Below are 24,439 nucleotides of genomic sequence, written 5' to 3'. Positions count from 1 at the left end.
TGGTTTTTGGGGCGCGGCGGGCGGTGCCACGGAGAGCCATTCGGCCCGGTTGGAGTCGAGCGCGATTGAGCGCAGGTTTTGGCGGAAATTCCGCGTGCCGGAGGTTTCGTTTGACGGTGTCGCGGCGCGGCGGGCAGTGTCGCCGCATGGCTGCGATCAAATTGGATAACCTGCTCGCGTTGCAGGAGGCGGACATGAAGCGCTTGACGCTGGAGCAGCAACTCGGTGCCGTGCCCCGCGACATCGCCGCCGTCGAAGCGAAGATCGCTTCCGAAAAGCAGGCGATCGAGACCGCGAAGACCGAGTGGCACGGGCTGGAGGCGAAGAAGAAGTCGCTCGAGAACGACATCAAGTCCGCGCAGGAGAAGGCCGCCAAGTATCGCACGCAGCAGCTCGAGGTGCGCAAGAACGACGAGTATCGCGCGCTCACCCACGAGATCGAGACGATGGAGGCGACGATCGGTGGCTTCGAGGAGGAGGAGCTGAAGGTGATGTATGCGATCGACGAGGCGAAGAAGCGCTTCGCCGCCGCCGAGCGCGTGCTGAAGGAGAATATTTCCGGCCACGAGGCGAAGATCGCGTCGCTGCGCGCGCACGAGAAGGAGCTGAAGGCCGACCACGACCGCGCGGTCGCCGAGACGAACGCGGCGCGCGGCGCCGTGCCGGAGCCGCAGGCGCGGCTCTACGATCGTCTCGCGAAAAAGCCGGGCTTGCCGGTGTGCGTGCCGGTGCAGGGCGGCCGCTGCGGCGGTTGCCACATGAAAGTTTCCTCGAACATCGAGTTCGAGGCGCGCAAGTCGGAGAATATTGTCACTTGCGATCAGTGCGGCCGCATCGTTCTCTGGCGGCTCTAGTTTCGGGGCCAGACCTTCGCTCCGAGTTCTTTGAACCAGGAGAGGAAAGTCCGGACACCATCGGGCAGGATTCCGCGTGAAAGCGCGGGCGCGTCGCGTCAAGGCGTCGCGATGGACAGTGTCACAGAGAACAAACCGCCCGCCGTCGCTCGGCTTCGCCGAGCTATGGCGCGGTAAGGGTGAAAAGGTGGGGTAAGAGCCCACCGCGCTCGGTAGCAATGCCGGCGGCACGAAAAACCCAATCCGGTGCAAGGCAACATAGGCGGCTGGGCGGCCCGTCCGATAGCCGCGGGTATGCCGCACCCCGTCGGAGTTCCGCGCAAGCGGCGCGAAGACGGGGCAAGTCTCTGCTTGCAGGGAGTTGAGAGAAATGAAGGTCAGCCCCGACTCTGTCGGGGTCACAGAATCCGGCTTACGGCGTCGAAACTAGTTCATCACCACGCGGGGCGTGCTGCGACGAGCGGCACGCCCCGCTCCATTTGGCGGAAGGACGGGCCGCAAAAGCGCAAGAAGCGCCAAAGCACACCATGGGCGGCCCGGGTCGTGTCACTTTGGGTGGCGTTGCGGTGGGCGCTGCCGGCGGTATCTTTACGGCGGGCGAGAGGGTGGATCGGGTTGACCTCAACCCGATCCGAGCGCGTTGGGGTCAACGCGTTCCACCGGCGGGCGAGGCGATTTCGAGGCGGACAAGGGGTGGCGGCGCGGCTTTCATGCGCGGCGTGCGGAATCGCGGACTATTGCCGAGGCAGTTTACGAGCACGTCCTGGATGCCGGCCGACACGCATCTGGTGTTGGCCGCGTGCGGCGTGTTGCTGTTCACGGCTCAGCGGCTGACGGGCTACATGGGATTGTGGCTCTACCATCATCTCGCCTACGAGCATCTGGTGCTGGCGGCGCATGTGTTGGGCGGGGCGGGACTCGTAGTGACGCTCACGCTCGGGGCGCGGGAGGTGGCGATGCAGTCGCGCGTGATGCCCGTGTGGCGTGTGGTGGCGAACCACGGCTGGAGCGTGGGAGCGTTCCTCGTCGTGTTGCTGTGGTGGATGTGCTGGCCGGGCTGGCGGCCGGCGACGAACGGCGGGCGCGCGCTCGCGGCGAGCGTTTATCTCGTGGCGATGCTGGCGGCGTTGCGGCCGTTCGAGGCGTGGGTGGCAACGCGGCCGCGCGCGGGGGCTTGGCGGGTGTGGTTGCCGGTGGTGCTGTGGCAGGCTTACAGCCTGCATTGGGAGCTGGCGCTGAATTTCCTGAAGGACGACGTCACCGGGCAGCGCGGCGCGGTGCAGTGGGAGCAGATCGCGGCAGATTTCGCCGGAACGGCGCTGGGGCTCGCGTGGGCGCGGTGGGCGGCGCGCGGGGCGAGGGAATGAGCGGGACGCGGGCGTGGGCGGGCACCGCGCGACATTCGCGGCGGTCCCAGCGGTCCCGCCCTACCGCACGCGGTGGGTGTGGCGGGCGCAGTGGGTGGCGTGGAAGTGCGCGTGGGCGGGCGGCGCTAGAAGGTCATGACGCTCGTGTAGACGGCGCGGTCGGTGGCGGTGTTGAGTTCGTCCCAGCGGGTGACGCGGAACGGGTTGGCGCCGCCGAAATTGCCGAGCGATTCGTCGTAGTGAAATTGGGCGCTGGTGCCGTTGAGCGTGATGTCGTTCGCGACGACGGAGCCGAAGGTTTGGACGGAGCCGTCGAGCGTCACGGAGCCGAAGGGCGCGTAGAGCACGCCGGAGAAGACGCCGTTGCCTTTGACGCTGATGGCCTGCGTGCCGCTGGTTTTGGTGCCGTAGATCTGGAGGTTTACGGGCTGGCCCATCGTGGCGGCGGAGGTGCCGCCGTTCATGGCGCCCTGGCCGCTGATGTTGATGTCGCCGGCGGCGTAGATTTCGAGGGAAGCGCCGGAGCTGACATTGATGCCACCGCTGCCGCCTTTGATGTCGATGCAGTTGCCGACGGTGTCGGTGACTTTCAGGACGACCTTTTTGCCGGCGGCGATGGTGTAGACCTTGTTCGAGCCGCCAATGCTGGAGCAGGAGATGTAGTATTTCCCGTCGGCGGCCAGCGTGGCGCCGGCGATGTCGTCGGGCAGTATTTTGCTGGTGCTGAGGGCGCCGGCGTTGGCGTAGGTGTAGGTGGAGGGCGCGGAGACGTTGTCGAAGCTCGCGGAAAAATCCGTGGTGACGTGCGAGGCGACGGTGGTGCCGGTGGGGGTGCCAAAGGGTCCGATGGTGCCGGTGGCGCCGACGCTCGGGGCGGAGCCGCCGGTGCCGACGTAGCCCCAGATGTCGGCGTTGTCGACGAGGACGGCGTTCACGCCGACGGAGATGGAGCCGACGGAGCCGGCGTCGTTTTTCGTGGCGGCGCTGTAGACGACGGGGGCGGTGGCGGGGTTGTTGTCGGGGTCGGAATTCCAGCTGTCGATCTGCGGGCTGCCGTTGAAGTTGATGGTCTGCTTGGCAACGAGGCCGTTGGCGAATTTCGAGGTCTTGCGCAACTGGACGCGGACCCATTTTTCGACGGGGGCGACGGTGTTGTCGCCGCGGACGGTGACGAGGGAGCGGGCGATGATGTTGGGCGCGGCGGCGCCGTCGTAGTTGTAGACGTAGACGCGGAGTTCGCCGGTGGCGTTCTGGTCGAACTGGAGCGTGCTGTCGGAGGACGAGGTCCACTTGCGGCGCATGTCGTTCGAGCCGACGGCGGTCCAGCCGTCGCTGGTGAACGAGTAGGTGGAGTCGGCCACGAGCTTGTTGATCGAATACATGGCTTCCTCGAGACCGTTTTCCGCGAGGTTCATCGCGGCGTTGTTGTAGAGGGAGCGGTTGGAGGTCTTCAGCGCGGAGCGGCCGACGTTGATGTAGGTGACGAGCGAGATGCCGATGACCGCGCAGAGCAGCATCGCCACGATGAGGAGGGAACCGCGTTCGGCGACGGCGCGGGCGCGGCGCGGCGTGCGGGAGGAAGGAGACGGCGTGATCATCGGCGTCGGCGGGTCAGGCGGTGACGCGCTTGTTGCGCAGGATGTAGCGGGCGGAGAGCACGAGGTTGGTGGCGCGGGCGGCGGTGGTGGTCGTGCGCGCGGCCTCGAGGGAGATTTGGAGCTGCTTGGTGGTCTGGCCGGCGGTGGTGAGGGCGGAGGCGCTGGCGAAATCGGTGATCTCGGCGCCGTTGATCGTGTAGGCTTTGTAGGTGAAGGAGGTGATGCCGCTGAGCATCGTGCGCGCGGTCGCGGTGCCGACTTGGCGCGAGAGCGCGCCGGACGCGTAGGCCCAGGTGATGTTGGTCGAGTCGACGACGAGCGTGACGGATTGGTTGCTGTTCCAGGTGATGGCGCTGGCTTGCCGGACGTCCTGGGCGAACTGCTCGAGGCCGCGGCGGGCCTGGCCTTCCATGTCGTTGTAATTTTGGATGTTCGCGCCGCTGCGTCCGAGAAACAGGAAGCACGTCATCACGCCGGTGAGGATGAACGCGGCGAGGCTCGAGCTGATGAGGACTTCGACGAGCGTGAAGCCGCGACGGCGAGTGCGCGGGCCGGCGTCAGGGACGTGCGAGAGTGTAGTAGTAGTCATAGAGTCCGTTTTTCATGTAGCGCATCTGGAAGCGGCGGTCCTGCGTGCGGCCGTCGTAGGTGCGCCATCGCACGGAGATGGTGATCAGCGCGACGTCCGAGGGGCGCGCGGAGTCGAGCGCGGTGGTGCGGGTAATCGTGTAGTCGCCCTGGATGGCGGTCGCGGTGGAGAAATAGGTGGCGCCGTCGAACATCTCGACACCGGCGGGGCTGCCGGTGGGAAACGGCGCGGTGGTGTCCGTCGCGGTGGCCAGCGCGGTGACCGTCGTCCAGCTCATCATGCGGATGCGCTCGATCTCGCTTTGGATGATCTGGGAGGCGAGCGTGGTGCCGCGCGCGACGTCGAGGAACTTGTAGCCCTGCTGCATCGCGAGGATCGAGGTCGAGATGCCGAGCGCCATGACGAACGTCGCCATCATGACTTCGAGAATGGTGAAGCCGCGGCGCGCCGCGCGGCGCCGTGGGGCGGGAGGCGTTGAAGCGGAGAGGGAACGGACCGGATGCACGTCCCGAGCTTAGCGCTCGCGGACGCGGACCGACACAGACGGAGGCCTCGCTAAACTGGCCCTACGCGTCAGGGCCGAACGGGCGGTTTCGGGCTGCGACTTTCGGCATAGAGCACCGCGGCTTGGGAGCGGCGGCTGATCTGCAGCTTCTCGAAAATGTTGCTGAGGTAGTTCTTCACCGTCTTGTCGCTCAGGCCCATCTGCTCGGCGATTTCCTTGTTGGTCTTGCCGTCGGCGACGAGGGCGAGGACGCGGCGTTCCTGCGCGGAGAGTTGGGCGAGTTTGTCCTGCTCGCTTTGCGGCGCGCCGTGGCGCACGAGGTTGAGCACGCGCGTGGTGACGGCGGGATCGAGGATGAATTTGCCCGAGGCGACGTCGATGATCGCCTGCCAGAGCGCCTGGGCGTTGATTTCCTTGAGGAGGTAACCGTGCGCGCCGCTGCTCATGGCTTCGTAGACGAGGTTGTCGTCGATGACGGAGGTGAGGATGAGGACGCGCGTATCCGGGAGTTGGGCGAGGATCTGGCGGCACGCTTCGAAGCCGGTGCCGTCGGGGAGGCGGATGTCGAGCAGCACCACGTCGGGCTGGAGGCGCGTCGTCTCGGTGACGGCGGTGGCGACGGACGAGGCCTCGCCGAGCACCTGCAAATGGTAGCCGTCCGCGCGGGTGGCGAGGAGCGTCTTGAGTCCGGTGCGGACGAGTTCGCTGTCGTCGACGAGGAGGAGGGTGATGGTCTTGGTGGCGGTGCTGGTCATGGGGTCGAGGGACGTTGGGAAAATTGGAGGGTGATCTCGGTTCCCTTTCCGATGGTCGAGGCGATCGTGAAGGTGGCGCCGATCTCGCTGGCGCGCGAGGCGAGGTTGGCGAGGCCGCTGCCGCGACGGGCGTGGGCGGCGTCGAAGCCGGCGCCGTCGTCGCGGATGCGCAGCACGGGCCGATCGGTTTCGCGCGCGAGTTGGATGGCGACGTGGCGCGCGCCGCCGTGGCGGAGGGCGTTGCTGACGCACTCGCGCACGATCTGGAGCGTGTGAACTTCCTCGCGGGCGGAGAGCGTGGCGGCGGGCAGCTCGATTTGGAGTTCGAACTGGACCGGATGGAGCGACTGGAGCGTGGTGAGGAGCGAGCGGAGGACTTGGTCGAACTCGGGGCGGTCGGCGAACTCGGGTTCGAGTCCTTGGATGAAGGAGCGGACTTCGCGAATGGTCTGGTTCAACGCATCCCGCGCGGCGTCGAGTTTGCGCTCGGCGGCGGCCGGGTCGCAGGAGAGCGACGCGCGCACGCCTTCGAGGCCGAGGCCGGCGGCGTAGATGGACTGAATGACGCCGTCGTGCAGGTCACGGGCGAGGCGGGCCTTGAGTTCGCTGGATTGGCGGAGCTCCTCGCGGCTCTGGCGGAGCGCGGTTTCGGCGCGGCGGCGTTCGTCGATCTCGCGCTCAAGTTCCTGGCGGTGTTCGAACGACCCGGCGACGAGCGTGGCGAGGCGGCCGAAGATGTCGGGTTGCATCGCGAGCGCGTGGAGGGGCGCGGGGGAGTTTTCCGCGAGGCTTTGTTCGAGGCGGCGCAGCGGGCGCACAACCCAGCGCGTGACGCCGATGGCCGTGGTGACGATGACGATGCCGCCGAAAACCAGGAAAAGCAGGATCTCGTAGTCGTTGCCGATGTCGATCGGCTCGGCGGTGCGCACCCGGTGCACGGAGCGGAAGACCGCGACGGTTTGCCCGGTCCAGTCGGCGAGTTTTCGATCCGTGACGACTTCGTTCGGCGAGGCGGGCGGCGGCTCGGCGCCCGGCGCGACGATTTGGACGTCGCTTTCGAGGACCTGTTGCAGGCTGCGGCGGTAGTCAGAGTCCCAGAGGCGTGCGACGATGAACCAGCCGTGCGGAGCGGTGGTGCGCGTGGTGTCTTCCGAGGGCTGGATGGGGCCGGCGCGGATTTCCAGGAGGCCGGCTTTGCTCGCGAAGAAGAAATGGGCGAACTTCTTCTGCCGCAGGTGAGGCAGGACGTCGGCCACGGCGAACGGCGGCGTGCGCAGCGCGGGGTCGACGCCGCGCACCGCGCCGTGGATTTGTTTGCCGTTGGCGCAGATCACCCAGGCGGCGTGAGCGTTGAAATTCGGCAGGCTGGCGTCGATGTTGACCGTGGCCCAGTTTGGATCGGGCTTGTCGATGAACTGGAACATCTCGCCCCAGTTCGAGTAGTCGTTGGCGAAGTTGCGCAGCGTCTGGCCGGTCAGTTCGAGCAGACGTTCGGTGAGCGCGGCGCGTTCCTGGGCGATTTGGCCGAACATCTGGCTGCCTTCGCGCTTTTGCGAATCCCGCAACAGGCCGACACTCAGCGCGAAGACCCCGAGGACGAGGCAGAGCAGCACGATGAGCCGGGTTTGAGTCTTCATCCAAGGTTTCAGGCTGCGACATAGGGGGTTTCACCCGGACGAGCAACCAAACACAAGGCGGAGGGCCATTTGGCCCCATGGGAGAAAGCTCTTGACTCACCCCGGCGATTTTGGGTCCTTCCACGTTTCCTAAATTTTAAACCGTCATGGCCAACACCAAGTCCGCTATCAAAGCCGCGCGTAAATCCGCCCGTAACGCCGCGCGCAACAAGACCGTCAAGACCCGCCTGAAGACCCTCGCCAAGGCGGTCGCCGCCAGCGCCAACGATCCGGAGAAGGCCCGCGCCACCGCCATCGCCTACAGCTCCGCCCTGGACAAGGCCGTGAAGAGCCACGTCATCCACCGCAACACCGCCTCGCACCACAAGTCGCAGGTCGCGAAGTATATCTTCGCCAAGAAGTGAGCGGTCGCTGACGCGATCCCTTTAAAACCCCCGCGCGCCGTGAGGTCGCGGGGTTTTTCTTTGCCCGAGCCGGACGTCGGCGCGCGGGTGCATCGTGGGTTGCGCTGATGCGCGCCAAGCTCTGGAGTAGTCGCGTGGTCGAGGCTCCCGAAAACGTGCGGCGTCACTTCCTGACGTGGCAAACACCCCTGCTGCCGCCAGCGGTGGCGTGGCTCGCGCGCGGTTGGGACGGCGCCGGTCCGCTCGATCTGTCGCGTGTCGCGGTCATCGTGCCGACGCGGCAAGCGGGGCGCCGTTTGCGGGCAGGCCTCGCGGAGCACGCCGCGACACGCTGGCAGGCGGCGTTCCCGCCGCTCGTCCTGCCGCCCGAAGCGCTGCTGGCGCCAGCGGAGAAAGCCGCCCCGGTCGCCACGGCGTTGCAGGCAACGCTCGCGTGGACGCGCGTGTTGCAGGACATCGATCTCGCGGAGTTCCGCGCCGTTTTCCCCGTCGATCCGCCGGCGCGCAACTTCGCGTGGGCGCTGCGGCTCGCGCAGGAGCTCCAGCGCCTGCAGGCCACGTTGGCCGAGGAAGCGCTGACGCTGGCCGACGTCGCGACGCGCATGCCGGCCGACTTCGTCGAGCGCGAGCGCTGGCTGCAGCTCGGCGCGCTCGGCCGCCTGCACAGCGCCGCGCTCGCTGCGCGTGTCTGGCGCGAACCGCAGGCGGCGCGCATCGCGGCCGCGCGCGAACCGGCCGCGTTGGCCGGTATCGAGCGCATCGTCGTCCTCGCCGTGCCCGATCCGCTGCCGCTCGCGCTCACGGCGCTCGCCGCGCATGCGCGCGAGTTGCCGGTCGAGGTCGTGGTTTTTGCGCCCGAGAGCGAAGCGGCAAATTTCGACGCGTGGGGCCGGCCGCTGGCGGACGCTTGGGCGCGGCGCGAGGCGCCGTTCGCGGATTTTGCGGCGCACGTGCATCTGCGCGCCGATGCGGCGGCGCAGGCCGAGGAAATCGCCCGCGTAGCGCGGCTCTACCCGCAGGCCGACGGCGCGCTCGGTGTCGGCGTGGCCGATACCGCTCTGGCCGCGCTGGCGGAGAACGCGCTGGAGCGCGCGGGCGTCGCCGCCTTCAACCCCGCTGGTGCGCGGCACGACGCGCACGGCTTCTACCAATTTCTCGCCGCACTCGCCGACTGCGCGCGCGAGCCGTCCTTCGCGCACGCTCTCGCGCTCGCGCGGACGCCCGAGACGCGGGCGTGGCTGCGCGCGGAGCTCGGCGAGAGTTTTCGCGCGACCGAGTGGCTGAAACAACTCGACGATCTGCGCGCGGAGCACCTGCCCGCGACGCTGGCCGAGGCGCGGCACTACGCGCACGCGAACCCGCGCACAGCGACGGCAGCGCGCGGTCTCGCCGCGCTGGCGGAGTTGCGCGACATGCTCGGCGCAGCGGACTTCGCGGACGGCGTGAGCGCCGTGCTCGCGCGGGTGTTTGCGGAGCGGCCGCTCGATCTCGCGCGGGCGGAAGACCGGCATTTCGCCGAAGACGCGCGAGCTTGGACCGAGGTCGTGCGCGAGTGCGCCGAGGCGGCGGAAAAGTTTCCGCGTGTGACGCGTGACGAGTGGTGGGAGATCGCACTGCGGCGTTTCGGCGAGCAACCACGCGAGGCGGACAAACCTGCTGGCGCGATCGAGCTGCAAGGCTGGCTCGAATTGCCGTTCGAGGACGCGCCGCACGTCGTCGTGGCCGGCTTCAACGAAGGCGCCGTGCCTGAAGCGGTGAGCGGCGATGTGTTTCTGCCCGAAACGCTCCGGGTGCTGTTTGGCCTGAAGACCAACGCGCAGCGCTTCGCGCGCGACGCGTATCTGTTGCACGCGCTCGTGGCATCGCGCCGCGACGGCGGCCGCGTCGATGTGCTGCTCGGCAAAACGTCGGCATCGGGCGATCCGCTGCGGCCGTCGCGGCTGCTGCTTCAGTGTGCGGACGAAAAACTGCCGGCGCGCGTGGCGCATTTGTTTCGCGAACTCGAGTCCGCGCGCACGCTGCCGGCGTGGGAGCGCGCGTGGCAACTCGCGCCGCGCCGCGCGCCGCCGCCGGAGAAGCTCTCGCCGACGGCGTTCCGCAGCTGGCTCGCGTGTCCGTTCCGTTTCTACCTGAAGCACGTCCTGAAAATGGAAGCGGTCGACGCGGCGAAGCGCGAGCTGGACGTCTTCGATTTCGGCCGGCTCTGCCATTTGCCGCTGGAAAAATTCGCCGCGGAGCCGTGGCGCGATTGCACGGACGAGCGTGCGTTGGCGGCGATGCTGGTCGAGGAATTCGACCGCGCGGCGACGGCGCGTTACGGCGAGGCGCCGTCGGTGCCGATCGTGGCGCAGTTGGAATCGGCACGGCAGCGGTTGCGCTGGGCGGCGAAAGTGCAGGCGCGCGAACGCGCGGACGGCTGGGTGATCGCGGCGATCGAGAAAGATTTCGCGGTGCCGTTCGGCGGTTTCCAGCTGCGCGGCCGGATCGACCGCATCGACCGGCACGAAGCGACCGGTGCGTGGCGCGTGATCGACTACAAGACGAGCGACACCGCGAAGACGCCCGCCGACGCGCATCTCGACACGCCATGGAATCACGTGCCGGAGTGGGCGCGGCTGACCGTCGACGGCCGCGAGCGCCAGTGGATCGACCTGCAACTCCCGCTCTACCTGCTCGCGCTGCCGACGATTTTGCCCGAGGCGAAGGAGCGCGCGGCGTGCGGCTATTTCAATCTGCCCAAGGCTGCGAGCGCGACGACGCTGGCGCTGTGGGACGGCTACTCGGTGGAGCTGCACGAGTCGGCGCTGCGCTGTGCCGAGGGCGTGGCGGCGGCCGTGCGCGCGGGGAATTTCTGGCCGCCGAACGAGGAACTGCGGCCGGATTACGATGAGTTCGCGCCGCTGTTTCAGCGCGGAGTAGAGGACAGTGTGCGGTGGGAGGTGACGCTATGATCGCGCCGCGGTTGGTGATGATCCACGCGTCGGCGGGCACGGGAAAAACCTTCCGGCTGACGAATCGCTTCATCGCGCTGCTCGCCGCCGGCGCGGCGCCGGAGCGGATCGTGGCGCTGACCTTCACGCGCAAGGCGGCGGGCGAATTTTTCGACAGCATCCTCGGCAAGCTCGCCGATGCGGCGGCGAACGAGCAGCGCGCGGCGACACTCGCGCACAATCTCGGCCGGCCGGAGTTGCGCGCGGCGGATTTCCTGCGGCTGCTGCGCGCGATGATCGATGCGCTGCACCGGCTGCGGCTCGGCACGCTCGACAGTTTCTTCGCGAAGATCGCGCAGGCGTTTCCGTTCGAGCTCGGGCTCGCGGGAGATTTCGAAGTGCTCGAAGGTCACGCGGCGACGCGCGAACGCGAACGCGCGCTGCGGCAGCTCTTCGCGCGCGGCGGCACGCTCGACGAGGCGCAGCGCGATTTTCTGGAGGCGTTCAAGCTCGCGACTTTCGGCACCGAGGAGAAGCAGCTCGCGCGACGCATGGACCAGTTTCTCGACGAGAAATACGAGCGCTTCCTCGAAGTGCCGGAGCCGACGCTGTGGGGCGTGGCGCAGCGCCTCTGGTCCGACGGGCAGCCGTGGCTCGCGGATTTGCCGTTGCCCGCGGTCGTGGCGACGCTGCGGCGCTGGCTCGATGGCGCGGCGATGAATGACGCGCAGCGTGAACGTTGGGCGCGGCTCGCGTTGGAGTTGCCGGAGTGGTCGATCGGCGCGCCGTGGAGCGCGGAGATGAAGTATTTCCTGCCGAAACTGCTCGAGGCGTGGCCGGCGATTTCGGCCGGCGCGGCGGAGCTGACGATCGAGCGGAAGAAGCAGGCGCTCGACGCGGCGGGTTGCGCCGTGGCGGCGGATCTCGTGCGTGCGGTGGCGGGCGCGGAGTTGCGGCGGCAGCTGGCGATCACGCAGGGCTTGCACGCGGTGCTGAGCCGCTACGACGCGGTCTACAGCGCGCTCGTGCGGCGCGCGGGCAAGTTGACTTTCGGCGACGTCACGCGGTTGTTGCGGCCGGACGCGGGCGCGCGCGAGTTGTCGTTCGGCGAGGCGGGCGAGGGTCGGTTGATGCTCGAGTATCGGCTCGATGCGGGGATCGACCACTGGCTGCTCGACGAGTTTCAGGACACGAGCCGCGGGCAGTGGAGCGTGTTGGAAAATCTGATCGACGAAGTCGTGCAGGACGCGGACGAGCGGCGGACGTTTTTCTGCGTCGGCGATGTGAAGCAGTCGATCTACGCGTGGCGCGAGGGCGATCCGACGTTGATGCGCGACATCCGGCGGCACTACAACGGCGACGCGGACGCGAACGCGCCGATCACGACGGAGCCGCTCGACGCGTCGTGGCGCTCCGGGCCGGAAGTGATCGCGATGGTCAACGCCGTGTTCGGCGCCGATGAGACGATCGCGACGCTGTTCCCCGGCGAAGCGAGCCGGCGCTGGAACGAGGAGTGGCGCGAGCATTTCACGGAGCGCGGCGACCGCGCGGGGCAGGCGGCGCTGTTGCTCGCGGAAGATGAAAACGCGCGCCGCGCGCTCACGCTGCAGTTGATCCGTGAGATCGATCCGCTGGCGCGCGGGCTGACCTGCGCGGTGCTCACGCGGTCGAACGATCAGGCGACGGAGATCGCGGATTTCCTCCGTCGCGAAGGCGGCGTGCCGGCGGTGGCGGAATCGGATTTGCGCGTGGCGGCGGACAATCCCGTCGGCGCGGCGCTGCTCGCGCTCGTGCAGGCGGCGGCGCATCCGGGCGACACGCTGGCGTGGGAACACGTGCGCATGACGCCGCTCCACGCGGCGCTCGCGGCCGAGGGAGCCGCGACGCGCGAGGCGGCGATGGAGCGCGTGCTGGCGCAGATCGCGGAGGACGGCTTCGAGCGCTTCGCGGAGCATTGGTGCGCGCGGCTAGCGCTGACGGGGGATTTCGCGCCGGAGCGCGCGCGGCAGTTTGCGGCGGCGGCGGCGCTGTTCGATGCGCAGGGGCGGCGCGATCCGGACGAGTTTGTGCGGTTCATGAACGACTACACGCTGCGCGAGCCCGAGAGCGCGGCGGTGGTGCGCGTGATGACGGTGCACAAGTCCAAGGGCCTCGGTTTCGACGTCGTGATTTTGCCGGAGCTCGAAGGCACAAAGCTCGCCGCCGCACCGCGCGGGTTGGCGGTGCATCGCGACGAGGAGACGCACGAGGCGCGTTGGGTGCTGGAGTTGCCCAAGGCGGAGCTCGTCGAGGCGGACTCGGTTTTGAACGCCCACGCGGAACGCGCGGCGGGCGAACGGTGCTACGAGGCGTTGTCGCTGCTCTACGTGGCGGTGACGCGCGCGAAGCGTGCGATGTATGCGATCACGGAGCCGGTGGCGGCGAAGTCGCGCTCGTCGAATTATCCGAAACTCCTCGCCGAGACGCTCGGCAGTGACGCGCGCCCGGTGCGCGTGGGCGCGTGCGAAGCGAACGGCGTGTGGGCACAGGGCGAGGCGGAGTGGTTCGCGCGGTTGGAGCCGGCGGCGGCACCGACGCGGGCGGAGGTGCTTTCGGCGATCGATGCGCCGGCGGCGACGCGGCGCATGGCGCGGCGGCCGTCGGGCGAGCGGGGTGGGGGCGTGCGGGCGGCGGAGCTGTTCGCGCCGCAGGCGCGCGCGGCGGTGGATTTCGGCGCGGGAGTGCATCGACTGCTGGCGCAGGTTGAATGGTGCGCGAGTGGCGAGATCGAGGCGCGGGCGGCGACTTGGCAGGCGGACGGCGCGAGCGACGAGGCGATCAGCGAAGTCGTCGGGTGCTTGCGCGCGCCGGCGTTGCGGGAGTTGTGGACGCGCGCGGACGGTGTGGAGGTCTGGCGCGAGCGGTCGTTTGAGGTGGTCTTGGAGGGGGCGTGGGTGTCGGGCGTGTTCGACCGCGTCGCGGTGTGGCGCGGGCTGGACGGGCGCGCGACGGCGGCGACGGTGTTCGATTTCAAGACCGATGCTGTGATTGCTGACGCGGCCCATGTGGAGCGGGCGATTGCGCGACATGCGGCGCAGCTGAATCTCTATCGGCGCGTGGTGGCGCGACTGGCGGGTTTGGCGGAGTCGAAGGTCGGCGCGGAGGTGGTTTTCACGGTTTTGGCGCGGCGGTTTCCGGTGCCGGCGGCGAGCTAACTTCGGGCTTTACAGAGGAGGGTGCGCGCCGCACGTTGGCCCCTCTAACACCACCTTTTCACCATGGGAAATCTCAAGAAGAAGCGCCGTCTGAAGATGTCGAAGCACAAGCGCCGCAAGCGCCTGAAGGCAAATCGCCACAAGAAGCGCACCTGGCAGAAGTGAGCGCGGGCTTCGCGCCGCCACTCGCATCGCCTTTCGAAACCCGCCGTGTTCGCGGCGGGTTTTTTCGTCTCCGCGCGGTAGGGTAAATATCTAGTAATCCTTGGCCCTGATGGGTCTACCGGGGGTTTTGGTCTTGTGTAGAATGGGGGCTGAACCTATCCGGTTAGCTCCGTCACACTAGAAACCGTCAGCCGTTCGCGCGTGCGTTATCCCCATTTTGGCCGCGCTGTCGACCTGTCACCTCTCCTCATTTTTCACGCATATGTTCGGCAAGAAGACCAAGGGCTTTTGCGTCGATTTCGGCGATCAGGCCGTGCTGCTCGCGCGCTTGTCCCAGGAAGACGCGCCGCTGGTCGTGGAGGAAGTGAAGGAGTTTGCCGCCGCCGACTCCGAGGGTCTCCAGAACTACCTGAAGACCGCCGACGGCAAGGGCCCCACCGGTTACGCGCACGCGAAAGTCTCGCTGTATCCGGCGCGCCGCATCGTCCGCCGCCACACGATGGATCTGAAGCGCGTGAAGGAGCCCGGCTACGTGCCCGAGGTGCTGACGCAGAGCTTTCGCGTCGAGGCCGATAAGTTCACCACGTTGCTGCTCAATCCCGCCGACGGCTCGGAATACGACGTCGCGAAGGGCAACCAGAAAGAGGCGCTCTTCTGCGGCATGCCGTCCGACGACATCGTGCAGTGGCAGGAAAAACTGCTGGAATTCGGACTTTATCCCGAGCAGTTGGAATTGGGCACCGTTGCCACGCTCGGCGCGCTGGTGAGCTACCAGAAGTTCAAGCAGTCAAAGGCACCGCTGCTCCTTTTGGAGATGGGCGAGGAGGCCACCCAGTGTTTCATCCTCACTGCGGAAGGCGTGGATATTTCCCGCCCCATCGCGTCCGGCATCTCCGCGATGATCCCCGTCGTGCAAAAGGAGCTCGGCCTCAAGGACGAGGAGTCCGCCAAGAAACTTTTCTATTCGAACACCTTCGATTTCACGAGCATGGGCGGCTCGCTGATCAAGAAGCTCCTGAAGGAACTGCAGTCGTCCATCGGCTTCTACGAAGTGCAAACCGGCCAGTCGATCGGCGCGGTGCTCTGCACGCAGCTCCCCTCGAGCCTCGCCTGGCTCAGCCCGACGATCGCGAGCTCGCTCGGCGTCCAATCCTTCAAGGCCGAGCTGCTCCCATGGGCGCAGTCGCTCGGCATTTCCCTGGCCCCGGGCGTCACTCTCGCGGCCCCCGACGAACGCTGGCTCGGCCTTTTCGGCCTGATGGCTTCCTACAACAATGGCCCTGTCGCTGCTGAACAAAAAGGCTGACGCCGCGCCGCCAGCGGCGCCGCTGTGGCACCCGAACTTCCGCAACTTCGAACGGTTGCCGGACACGAAGGTCGTGCGCACGACCTTCTTCATCAACGTCGGCGGCATCGCCACGGCCGTGCTGCTGCTCGCGTTCGTGGGCTGGCGCGAATACCAGACGCACGTCTTCAACTCCCAGCGCGCCACCGCCGAAGCCGAAATCGCGAAGAACCAGAAGCTGCACCAGGAAGGTCTGCGCCTCACCAAGCTGTTCGCCGACGAGGACAAGAAAATCGCCGAGGCCGTCGCGTTCGTGAAGATGCCCGTCGAGCCCACCGCGCTGCTCTCGCTGTTCGGCGCGAGCCTCCCCAAGGAAATCCAGCTCGAATACGTCGACCTTCGCCCGAACGACCCTGCTGGCGCGCGCTGCACACTCCGCGGCCTCGCCGCCGGCGCGAAGGACCAGGCCAGCGGCTTCGCCTCCGCCTACGTCGAGACGCTCCGCACCCAGCCGCGCCTCGCCGAAATTTTCGACGGCGTGAAACTCAACGCCATCACCCCCGACCCGAAATCGGGAGCGCTGCTGTTCGAGATCGAGCTGAAATTCAAAGGCGCGAAGGAGGCGAAGAAGTCATGACCGGCGCCGATCTCCTCGCCCTCGTCAAGAAACAGCCCATCGCCTTCGCGTGCGGCCTGCTCGCACTGCTTTGCGGCGTGGCTCTCTATTTCCGCAGCGACGCCGTCGACGAGGCGCAGCGCCTCTTCGAGGAAAAGGACAAGGAATCCCAGAAGATCGCGCTCAACGCCCGCCACACCACCGGCCTCGCCGAGCAGGTGCAGGAAATCCAGGCGGGCGCCAAGCAACTCGAGTCGCGCCTCGTTCACGCCGGCGACCTCGCCAACAACCTCCAATTTTTCTACCGCCTCGAGAACGAGACCGGCGTGAAGCTCATCGACGTCCGCCAGAATTCGCTCCCAACGCCGAAGGCAAACGCGCCGAAGACACTGTTCATCCCCGTATCCTTCAGCCTCACCCTGCAAGGCAGCTACGCCCAAGTGTGGGCGTTCATCCGCCGCGTCGAGACCGGCCCGCATTTCGTGCGCTTCGACCGACTCACCGTTTCGAAACTCGAAGGCGCCGGCCGGTCCGAAGCCGGTGTCGGCGCCGGCTTGGATCAGATGAACGCCGTGTTCACCGTCGAACTGCTCGGCACGCCATGAAGACTCTCCGCCTCGCCGTCCCGTTCACCCTGCTCGCCGCGCTCGCCGTCGCCGCCGACGTGCCGCCGGTCGTCGCTCCCGCCGCACGCACGGCCAGCCTCGGCAGCGCCAAGCACCTTCTCGCCGCCAAGGACGTCGCCGCGCCCGCCAATCTTCCCGATCCATTCCATTCCGAGGCATTCGTCGAATTCGCGACCGCGGCAGGCACCGCCGCCGTCGGCAACGCCGGGGCCGGCACCGGCCCGGGAGCCGCCGCCCGCCCCGGCGCCCCGCGCAATGCCCGCGATCTCCTCGCCGCGATGGGCGACGCGCTGAAGCCCACCGGCTACATCCTCATGGCGGGCCAGCCGTCGCTCTCGTTCGGTCAAAAGCGGGTCAAACCCGGCGGCACACTCACAATCACCTTTGAAGGCGCGGAATACACGGTAGAGGTCACCGCCATCGACCGCGCCAATTTCACTCTCCGGTTGAACAACGAAGAATATACCCGGCCCATCAAGAAATGAGGACACCCCCCATGAGCACCCGCACCCTCGCCGCTGCCGCCTTGGCGCTTTCGCTGCTCGGCTCTGTCACCGCGCAGACCCCGGCCGCCGCGCCCGCCGCAGATAAGCCCGCCGCCACCGTCGCCGGTGCCCAGCCCACGCAAGCCTCCGTTTCCCGGGACAAGGACACGCTCTCCGTCGATTTCCCCGAGGAGGACGTGAAGACCATCCTCCGCAACGTCGCCGACCTCTTCGAACTCAACATCGTCGTTCCCGACACCCTCGTCGGCAAGACGTCGATCAAGCTTCGCGACGTCACCTGGCGCCAGATTTTCGATACCGTCCTCTCGCCGGTTGGCTACACCTACATTGAGGAGGGCAACATCATCAAGATAGTCAGCCGCGAGTCGCTCACGCAGGAGCCCGCCACGACCGAAGTCTTCATCCTCAACAACGCCAAGGCCGCGGACATCAAGCCCACGGTCGACGGCCTCGTCGACGCCGCGCAGGGCGGCAAGATCCTCATCGACGTCCGCTCCAACGCGCTCGTCGTCACCACCCAGCCCTCGCGCATGACGCGCATCCGCGCGATCATCGAGAAGCTCGATAAGGCCACCGACCAAGTGATGATCGAGTCGAAGTTCGTCGAAGTCAGCGACAGCGACATCCGCAACATCGGCGTCAACTGGGCGTCGCTGCAGGGCGTGCAACTCAGCGCGGGGAAATTGTCCCAGACTTGGAGTAAGGGGGCCAGCCAGACGGGGACCAATGGTTCGAATACTAATAACGGAACCAACCTGACAAACACTACCGGCCATCAGAATGTGGTCGGGGACCAACATGGCACGACTAATAGTAACACTGCCACGGCGAATACACAGACCGGTTTTTCCACTAGCCTACCGACCGGGACATCGGGCGCAGCTAGCTCAGTTTCATTTCCCTCTGGGAGCGTTTCCCTGACAAATCCGAATGCGACGATTTCAACCGTGACTGGTCCTCCGACGATCCAAACCACCGATGCACAAGGCAATCCGATGACACAAGCTCTCCCAATCAGCACAACTAACTCAACTACAGTTGCTGTTGACGGATTAAGTCACACGACCTCGACGAACGATACTCTTACTACGGGTGCTACCAACACCGTAACGTCGGTGGTAAATAACTTACTTGGATTAACCAATTCAAACACGCAGTCCCGACTCGCCTCCGCTGTCTTCACTGCTTCCGATTTCAACATCATCGTCTCGGCGCTGAAACAGCAAAATAACACGAAGGTCATTTCCAATCCGACCATCGTGACGCTCAACAACACCGAGGCGTTCATCAATATTGGCTCCGAATACCCGATCCCGAGCTACACCTATAACTCCGAGCGCGGCACCTTCGAAGTCTCCGGCTTCCAATACAAACCCATCGGCGTGATCCTGAAAGTGACCCCGCAGGTCAACGCGCAGGGTGTCATCCGCATGACCCTCGAACCCGAAATCAGCAGTTCGAACCGCGAGACCACCTTCGGCGGCGCCGGCGGCGCGTCGATTCCGATCATCGACACGCGCAAGGTGAAGACGCAGGTCTCACTCAAGGACGGCTACACCGCCGGCATCGGCGGCCTTATGTCCGCGAGCAAGGCCCACGGTGGAACCAAGGTTCCGGTTCTCGGCAGCATCCCGGTTCTCGGCCGCCTTTTCTCCTCGAAGAGCGTCAACGACGTCACGACGAACCTGCTCATCTTCATCACCGCGAAGACCGTCTCGGCTGACGGCGCGGATCCGTCGCAAGTGTTCAACGCCGCCGCCCTCGAGGCCGCCGGCGAGACGCCCGCCGCGAAGACGACAAAATAGGCCTTCTGCGTTCGCCACGGAGTGGAGGCATCCCGCTTCGTGGCCGAGGGCGCTCGGTCCGGTCGGTGCTGCGGATTGCCACAGATATTTCGGTCACCTTCATATCAACCAGGGCCACAAGAAAGGCAGGATCATGAACAAGGTGAGCAGACTTATCGTTGCGTGCGTTTATTGCGCATTGGTGTCCTTCGCTTCCGCGGGCACTCAGTATCTGTCCAGTGAAACCTGGATGAACTACGGCCCCGGTCGCCAGGTATTGCTGAAGGCCGGTCAAACCGTGACTTTCGACGATGGCACCGGGTATTTGATTTCAGGAAACCTGAGCACGTCGTTCACCAATAATGTCGCTTACAGTTCGACGCGCTCGGTCTTGCTGGGTTTAGGGACGTTCGCGCAGTTCGCGGGCGGCTACCTCAGCAGCGGGTATCTGACGAGCAACTCCACCTTGCTCTACTACGGCGCCTCATCGAGCGCGCTGTTCTCCCCGAACTCACTCGTGACATTCAGCGGCGGATACGTGGCCAGCGGCTACGTCACGTCGTCGTTCTCCTACCTGCCCTACGGCCCGTCCCGGACGGTCGAGGTCAATATCGCGGCCAAAGTCGAATTCGCCGGCGGTTACCTGTCCAAGTGCGTCCTGGCCTCCCCGTATTACATTTACTACGGCCCGAGCCGGCAGGCGTATATGAGGGCGTCCGGCGTCTTCACGAAGTTTGCGGGAGGCTATCTGGCTGGAGGCGTGACGGAGACGAATCAATACCTCACCACCTCGGGCGGCCTGCAGTATGTGCTGGCGTCCACCATCGTCGCGTTTTCGGGCGGCTACTACACGCCGTGACGGCGTAGCGGCTACCACCCGCTCACGAAGCCCTGGGCGTATTTGATCGCGAACACGCCCAGATTCTTCGCCGCATGCGCCGCGATGCACGGCAGCAGCGAATGCGACGGATTCAGTTTCCAAAACCGCACCGCGTAGAACCACAGCGAACTGGCGAACACCACCGCCGTGCTGAACCACGCCTTCGTCCCCAGCTGCGCGTGCAACGCGCCATCGCGCCACTGCCACAGGAACGGATGCAGCAGCGCGAAGAGCAGGGACGCGCCCACAATGCCGCCGACCAGCGCGGCTCGCCCGCGATGCTCCACCACGATGAAGCCGCGAAAAATCAACTCCTCGCCGAACGCCGCCGCGAGCGTGTAGAGCCCGAACAGCGCGGTCACGCGGGTCTGCTCGCCGGCGATGCCGAGCGCGATCTCGCCCCACGTCTCCAGCGCCAGCAAGGCGAGCGCGCCGAGCGCGGCCAGCGCCACCGCCGTGATCGTCGCGGGCGTCACCCCGGGCAGCGGACGCGGCACCGGCGTGCCGGCGCGAGCGGCCCGCAAATCGTCGAGCCAGAGCTTTGCCACGTATCCGGTGGCAGCGAGCAAGACGAGCAACAGCAAGGGGTTTTCCTGGCCCATGTTTCGACCAAACGCGATTCGCGCCGTCTCTGGCAAGACTTGCAGGAGCTTTTTGTTAGCCTTTCCGCCCTCCCTTCCTAGCCTCACGCGCGATGTCCGGACCCGCGCCACACACCGTCTTTGCCGAGAACGACCCGGCCGCTGTCTTCACCCGCCTCGCCCCGCAGATGGCGGCGCTCGATGCGTTCATGCAGGATCAGGTCGCACATTTCGAGCCCGAGATCCGCGAGATGGCGGCGTATTGCGTCGAGACCTCCGGCAAGCGTCTGCGTCCCACGCTGGTGTTCATCTCCGGCTGGCAAGGCGATGGCGTGATCGATCAGAATCTCGTGCGTGCTGCCGGCGTCGTGGAAATGGTCCACATGGCGACGCTCGTGCACGACGACATCATGGACCAAGCCGAGCTGCGCCGCAGCCGGCCGACCGCCTCGCGCAAATTTGGCCCCGACGCCGCCGTGCTGCTCGGCGATGCGCTGTTCGCCCAAGCGCTGCACGTCGCCTCGCAATTCCCCACCACCGACGTGTGCCTCGCCGTCTCCGAGTCGACTCGCAAGGTTTGCTCCGGCGAGATCATGCAGACGCTGCACCGCCGCGACATGGGCGTGACGATGGAAGCCTATTACCGCGTCATCGACTTCAAGACGGCGGAGCTTTTCCGCGTTTCGTGCCACCTCGGTGCCAAACTCTCCGGCGCGCCCGCCGCCTTCGTGCAGGCCGCCAACGACTACGGCCGCCACCTCGGCATCGCCTACCAGATTTACGACGACCTCGTGGACTTCCTCGGCGAGGAAAAGCGCATCGGCAAGACCCTCGGCACCGACCTCGCCAGCGGCAAGCTCACGCTCCCGCTCATGCTGTTGCTCGAGAAACTGCCCGCCCATGAGCGCGCCGAAGTCGTCGCCGCGATGCAGCAAGCCAAGCCGTTGCCGCTCCACGCCAGCATCGAGCGCATGCGCCAGCTCGGCATCGCTGCCGGCGTCGTGGCGGCGGTCGAGGAGGAACTGGCCCGCGCGCTCTCGGTCCTTATGCCTCACGGGGGCCTCGCTCCCGTGCCCCTGCTGAGGCAACTCAGTGGGCTGTTGCAGGGCCAAATCGCTGCCTTGCAGGCTCCGACCAAGCCTTAATTCGCCGTTGCCTCCGGACGGCGCCAATCCGACCTTACACCTCCCGATGAATCTCTCGAAGGTCTTCGCCAAGACCCTCGTCACCTCGCCTGAACGTCAGGCGGAGGCGGATTCGGATATTGAGGTCGTCAAACGCGTGCAAGCGGGCGACGTGGCGGCCTTCGACGTGTTGATCCGCAAATACCGCGAGCGGGTCTTCGGTGTCGTTTACAACCTGACCTCTAATCGCGAGGACACCGCCGACCTCGTGCAGGACGCCTTCATCAAGGCCTTCCAGTCGATCAATCGCTTCCAGGGCCAGTCGTCTTTCTTCACCTGGCTCTACAAAATCGCGGTCAACACGACACTTAGTCACCTACGCAAGAATAGGTTGCGCACATTCTTCAGCCTGGAGAAAGTCCAGGAAGACGGCACGTCGAGCGAGATTCTCAACCAGCTCACCGACACGACTGGAGCCGACCGCGATGCCTATCTGCGCGAGCTTCAGGAAAAATTGAACGAGGCGATGCAAAAACTGTCTATCAAGCATCGCACCGTCATCACCTTGTTTGAAATCGATGGACTCAGCCACGCCGAGATTGCCGAAGTCATGGACTGCTCCGAAGGCACCGTGCGCTCCCGCCTGCACTACGCGAAGCAGTTCCTCCAAGGCGAATTGAGCAAATACCTCCGCTGAACCTCATGTCGCAACGCCCGCAAAATTCCAAGATCACCGTCGAAGACCTGCTGCGCCTCAAACGCGCGGAGCGTCCCGACGCCGAGTTTTGGAACAAGTTCGAAGTCGAGCTGCGCCAGAAGCAACTCGCCGCGCTCGTCGAACGCCGCCCGTGGTGGCAGCGCGTTCCGCTGCTGCTGAACCGCCGCGCCTACCTGCCCGTCGGCGCCACCGCCGTCCTTACTTTCACGCTCGTCTCGCTCCGCTATTACGCCCCGACCCAGGTCGCCGCCATTGCTCCCGCCGAAATGGCCGCTCCGGCGCCCGTGGCCTCGCAAGTCGCCGAGCCGCGCCACGACATCGTCGCTTCCGTCGCCGCGAGCCAGCCTCGCATTGAGCAAGTCGCGGTCGAGGATCAGCCGCGCGCCACGGCTCAGGTCCAGCTTTCCGATGAGATGCCCGCCAAGAGCGATGAGCTGATCCCCTGGACCGCTCCGCGCGGCGAGCAAAGCCCGTCCGCTCGCTCCATCGCCGCCAATCTCGCCAGCCTCGCCGAAACCGATCCCGATCTCGCCAACGCGCTCCTCGCCGGCAACCGCGTGCCGTCTTCTTCCAGCGCGGTTCAGAACATGGCCGGCAACGCGGCGGAACTCGCCGGCGTCGCCGCCGTCTCCTCGCGCCGCAATCGTCTGCTCGCCGCGATGGGCGACCGCCAATTCACGCCCGACCCCGCCGCGCCCGAAGTCGTCCGCGAGCGTCTCGCGCGCCGTCTCGGCGACACCGAACTCGCCGGCGGCTGGACCCGCGTCGGCCTGAAGGCCGACCGCGTCTCGCTCAAGTTCTGAGCCGAGACCGCGATTCCCCCGCCCAGCCCGCCTCGCGCGGGCTTTTTCATTTTTGCGAACCGCGCGCTCGCACCTAGCTTCCGTCCGATGAGAACCGAACGCGATTCGATGGGCGAAATGGCCGTGCCAGACGACGCGCTCTACGGCGCCTCCACGCAACGCGCCGTGCTCAACTTCCCCGTGAGCGGCCGCCCGCTGCCGTCGACCTTTATCGGCGCGCTCGGCCTCGTGAAGTGGGCCTGCGCTCGCGCCAACGCCGAGCTTGGCCTCCTCGCTCCCGAAAAAGCCCGCCTCATCGAGCAAGTCGCGCTCGAGATCTCCGACGGGCGGCACACGGCGCATTTCCCGATCGACGTTTTTCAAACCGGCTCCGCCACCTCGACGAACATGAACGCCAACGAGGTGATCGCCAACCGCGCGAGCCAGCTCGCCGGCTTGCCGATCGGCGCGAAGAAGCCGCTGCACCCGAACGACGACGTCAATCTCGGCCAATCGTCCAACGACGTCATTCCGACCACGCTGCACGTCTCCGTCGCGCTCGCCTTGCACCGCGACCTCGCGCCGGCGCTCGATGCGCTCGCCGCCGAACTCGATTGCAAAGCCGCCGCGTGGCAGGGCGTTGTGAAGATCGGCCGCACGCACCTGATGGACGCCACGCCGCTGACGCTCGGCCAGGAATTCTCCGGCTACGCGATGCAGGCGCACAAGGCCGCCGAACGCGCGCGCCGCGCCGTGCGCGTGCTGAGCGAACTCGCGATCGGCGGCACCGCCGTCGGCACCGGCCTCAACACCCACGTTGAGTTCGGCGCGCGGGTGGCGCGTCTGCTCAACGAGCGCACCGGCCTGACGTTTCGCGAGGCGCAGAATCACTTCGAGGCCCAGGCCGCGCGCGACGATTGCGTCGAAGCCGCCGGCCAGCTCGCCGCCATCGCCGCGGCCCTCACGAAAATCGCCAACGATCTCCGCCTGCTCGGTTCGGGGCCGCGCGCCGGCTTTGCGGAGATCAAGTTGCCTGCCACGCAACCCGGCTCGTCGATCATGCCCGGCAAAGTGAATCCGGTGATGAGCGAGATGCTCGTGCAGGTCTGCCTCTACGCGCAGGGCCTCGCGCAGACGATCCAGCTCGCCGGTCGCGACGGACACTTCGAACTAAACGTGACTCTCCCGCTCATGGCGCATTGCTTCCATGAGGCCATTTCCTGCCTCACCAACGCGACTCGCACGTTCACCGAAAAATGCGTCGTGGGCCTCGAAGCCGATCCTGCGCGCTGTCGCGAGCTCGTCGACCGTTCGCTCATGCTCGTCACCGCGCTCAATCCGCACATCGGCTACGACGCCGCTGCCGCGATCGCCAAAGAGGCCTACGTCACCGGCCGCACGCTGCGCGAACTCGTGCTCGAGAAAAAGCTCATGGACGCCGCGACCCTCGACCGCGTGCTCGACCCGCTCGCGATGACGCAACCCGGCGCGAGTTCGCCCGGTGCCGGCGGCGGCTGATTGAGTGCGGGACGCCACTCC

The 24,439-nt window shown here is 66.5% G+C and carries 22 protein-coding genes and 1 other RNA gene; 17 read left to right on the top strand and 6 right to left on the bottom strand.

Features of this window, described 5'->3' with window-relative positions; genetic code table 11:
* Nucleotides 1-146 precede the first annotated feature (146 nt).
* The 3 genes from HZA32_20800 to HZA32_20790 all read left to right on the top strand — a co-directional run bounded on the left by HZA32_20800 (nucleotide 147) and on the right by HZA32_20790 (nucleotide 2,221).
* Nucleotides 147-854 (top strand): hypothetical protein, encoded by a 708-nt coding sequence (locus tag HZA32_20800; protein ID MBI5426522.1) that lies wholly within the window; start codon nucleotides 147-149, stop codon nucleotides 852-854.
* An RNA gene (gene rnpB / locus HZA32_20795) (RNase P RNA component class A) lies at nucleotides 855-1,284 on the top strand.
* A gap of 337 nt (nucleotides 1,285-1,621) precedes the next feature.
* Nucleotides 1,622-2,221 carry a hypothetical protein gene (locus HZA32_20790; GenBank protein MBI5426521.1) on the top strand — a complete coding sequence of 200 codons (600 nt, stop codon included), beginning with the start codon at nucleotides 1,622-1,624 and terminating at the stop codon, nucleotides 2,219-2,221.
* A 125-nt stretch (nucleotides 2,222-2,346) separates the two neighbouring features.
* Here the strand turns inward: HZA32_20790 and HZA32_20785 are convergent, their stop codons facing one another.
* The 5 genes from HZA32_20785 to HZA32_20765 form a co-directional block, all read right to left on the bottom strand.
* On the bottom strand, nucleotides 2,347-3,819 hold the full coding sequence (locus tag HZA32_20785) for a hypothetical protein (GenBank protein ID MBI5426520.1): 1,473 nt from the start codon (nucleotides 3,817-3,819) through the stop codon (nucleotides 2,347-2,349).
* A 13-nt stretch (nucleotides 3,820-3,832) separates the two neighbouring features.
* The gene (locus HZA32_20780) at nucleotides 3,833-4,408 is read right to left on the bottom strand and encodes a prepilin-type N-terminal cleavage/methylation domain-containing protein (protein MBI5426519.1); all 576 of its coding nucleotides are present in this window, start codon (nucleotides 4,406-4,408) and stop codon (nucleotides 3,833-3,835) included.
* Nucleotides 4,377-4,826, bottom strand: a complete 450-nt coding sequence (locus HZA32_20775) for a hypothetical protein (protein ID MBI5426518.1) — start codon at nucleotides 4,824-4,826, stop codon at nucleotides 4,377-4,379. Before HZA32_20775 ends, HZA32_20780 begins: the two co-directional genes overlap by 32 nt.
* Before the next feature lie 155 nt (nucleotides 4,827-4,981).
* Nucleotides 4,982-5,668, bottom strand: coding sequence for a response regulator transcription factor (locus tag HZA32_20770; GenBank protein MBI5426517.1), 687 nt, complete (start codon nucleotides 5,666-5,668; stop codon nucleotides 4,982-4,984).
* Nucleotides 5,665-7,305, bottom strand: coding sequence for a hypothetical protein (locus HZA32_20765; protein ID MBI5426516.1), 1,641 nt, complete (start codon nucleotides 7,303-7,305; stop codon nucleotides 5,665-5,667). The genes HZA32_20770 and HZA32_20765 overlap by 4 nt, the downstream gene beginning before the upstream one ends.
* 146 nt (nucleotides 7,306-7,451) lie before the next feature.
* Between HZA32_20765 and rpsT the strand changes: the two genes are divergently transcribed.
* From rpsT to HZA32_20715, 10 genes are all read left to right on the top strand, one after another.
* Complete coding sequence (gene rpsT / locus HZA32_20760; protein ID MBI5426515.1) at nucleotides 7,452-7,709, top strand: 30S ribosomal protein S20; 258 nt, start codon at nucleotides 7,452-7,454, stop codon at nucleotides 7,707-7,709.
* Nucleotides 7,710-7,816: 107 nt separating this feature from the next.
* Nucleotides 7,817-10,660 (top strand): PD-(D/E)XK nuclease family protein, encoded by a 2,844-nt coding sequence (locus HZA32_20755; GenBank protein ID MBI5426514.1) that lies wholly within the window; start codon nucleotides 7,817-7,819, stop codon nucleotides 10,658-10,660.
* Complete coding sequence (locus tag HZA32_20750) at nucleotides 10,657-13,833, top strand: UvrD-helicase domain-containing protein (protein ID MBI5426513.1); 3,177 nt, start codon at nucleotides 10,657-10,659, stop codon at nucleotides 13,831-13,833. Before HZA32_20755 ends, HZA32_20750 begins: the two co-directional genes overlap by 4 nt.
* 63 nt (nucleotides 13,834-13,896) lie before the next feature.
* The gene (locus tag HZA32_20745) at nucleotides 13,897-13,998 is read left to right on the top strand and encodes an AURKAIP1/COX24 domain-containing protein (GenBank protein ID MBI5426512.1); all 102 of its coding nucleotides are present in this window, start codon (nucleotides 13,897-13,899) and stop codon (nucleotides 13,996-13,998) included.
* Between the two features lie 262 nt (nucleotides 13,999-14,260).
* Entirely contained in the window at nucleotides 14,261-15,304 is a 1,044-nt protein-coding gene (locus HZA32_20740) for a hypothetical protein (protein ID MBI5426511.1), read from the top strand.
* On the top strand, nucleotides 15,273-15,920 hold the full coding sequence (locus HZA32_20735; protein ID MBI5426510.1) for a hypothetical protein: 648 nt from the start codon (nucleotides 15,273-15,275) through the stop codon (nucleotides 15,918-15,920). Before HZA32_20740 ends, HZA32_20735 begins: the two co-directional genes overlap by 32 nt.
* Nucleotides 15,917-16,504 carry a hypothetical protein gene (locus HZA32_20730; protein ID MBI5426509.1) on the top strand — a complete coding sequence of 196 codons (588 nt, stop codon included), beginning with the start codon at nucleotides 15,917-15,919 and terminating at the stop codon, nucleotides 16,502-16,504. The genes HZA32_20735 and HZA32_20730 overlap by 4 nt, the downstream gene beginning before the upstream one ends.
* Nucleotides 16,501-17,010, top strand: coding sequence for a hypothetical protein (locus tag HZA32_20725; GenBank protein ID MBI5426508.1), 510 nt, complete (start codon nucleotides 16,501-16,503; stop codon nucleotides 17,008-17,010). The genes HZA32_20730 and HZA32_20725 overlap by 4 nt, the downstream gene beginning before the upstream one ends.
* Nucleotides 17,011-17,021: 11 nt before the next feature.
* Nucleotides 17,022-18,836: a hypothetical protein gene (locus HZA32_20720; protein MBI5426507.1), complete on the top strand. Its 1,815-nt coding sequence runs from the start codon at nucleotides 17,022-17,024 to the stop codon at nucleotides 18,834-18,836.
* Nucleotides 18,837-19,113: 277 nt separating this feature from the next.
* Nucleotides 19,114-19,674: a hypothetical protein gene (locus HZA32_20715; GenBank protein MBI5426506.1), complete on the top strand. Its 561-nt coding sequence runs from the start codon at nucleotides 19,114-19,116 to the stop codon at nucleotides 19,672-19,674.
* A gap of 11 nt (nucleotides 19,675-19,685) precedes the next feature.
* On the opposite strand, the gene HZA32_20710 is transcribed toward HZA32_20715, so the two are convergent.
* Complete coding sequence (locus tag HZA32_20710; GenBank protein ID MBI5426505.1) at nucleotides 19,686-20,297, bottom strand: CPBP family intramembrane metalloprotease; 612 nt, start codon at nucleotides 20,295-20,297, stop codon at nucleotides 19,686-19,688.
* A gap of 92 nt (nucleotides 20,298-20,389) precedes the next feature.
* On the opposite strand from HZA32_20710, the gene HZA32_20705 reads away from it, so the two are divergent.
* From HZA32_20705 to HZA32_20690, 4 genes are all read left to right on the top strand, one after another.
* Nucleotides 20,390-21,421, top strand: a complete 1,032-nt coding sequence (locus HZA32_20705; GenBank protein MBI5426504.1) for a polyprenyl synthetase family protein — start codon at nucleotides 20,390-20,392, stop codon at nucleotides 21,419-21,421.
* A gap of 46 nt (nucleotides 21,422-21,467) precedes the next feature.
* Complete coding sequence (locus tag HZA32_20700) at nucleotides 21,468-22,097, top strand: sigma-70 family RNA polymerase sigma factor (protein ID MBI5426503.1); 630 nt, start codon at nucleotides 21,468-21,470, stop codon at nucleotides 22,095-22,097.
* A 5-nt stretch (nucleotides 22,098-22,102) separates the two neighbouring features.
* Nucleotides 22,103-22,921: a hypothetical protein gene (locus HZA32_20695; GenBank protein MBI5426502.1), complete on the top strand. Its 819-nt coding sequence runs from the start codon at nucleotides 22,103-22,105 to the stop codon at nucleotides 22,919-22,921.
* Nucleotides 22,922-23,008: 87 nt separating this feature from the next.
* Nucleotides 23,009-24,418, top strand: coding sequence for a class II fumarate hydratase (locus tag HZA32_20690; GenBank protein ID MBI5426501.1), 1,410 nt, complete (start codon nucleotides 23,009-23,011; stop codon nucleotides 24,416-24,418).
* The last annotated feature ends 21 nt before the right edge of the window (nucleotides 24,419-24,439 follow it).

This window comes from Opitutia bacterium (assembly GCA_016217545.1).
In the GTDB taxonomy this organism is placed as follows: Bacteria; Verrucomicrobiota; Verrucomicrobiia; order Opitutales; family Opitutaceae; genus Didemnitutus.
This window is presented reverse-complemented; position numbering and strand designations above follow the sequence as displayed.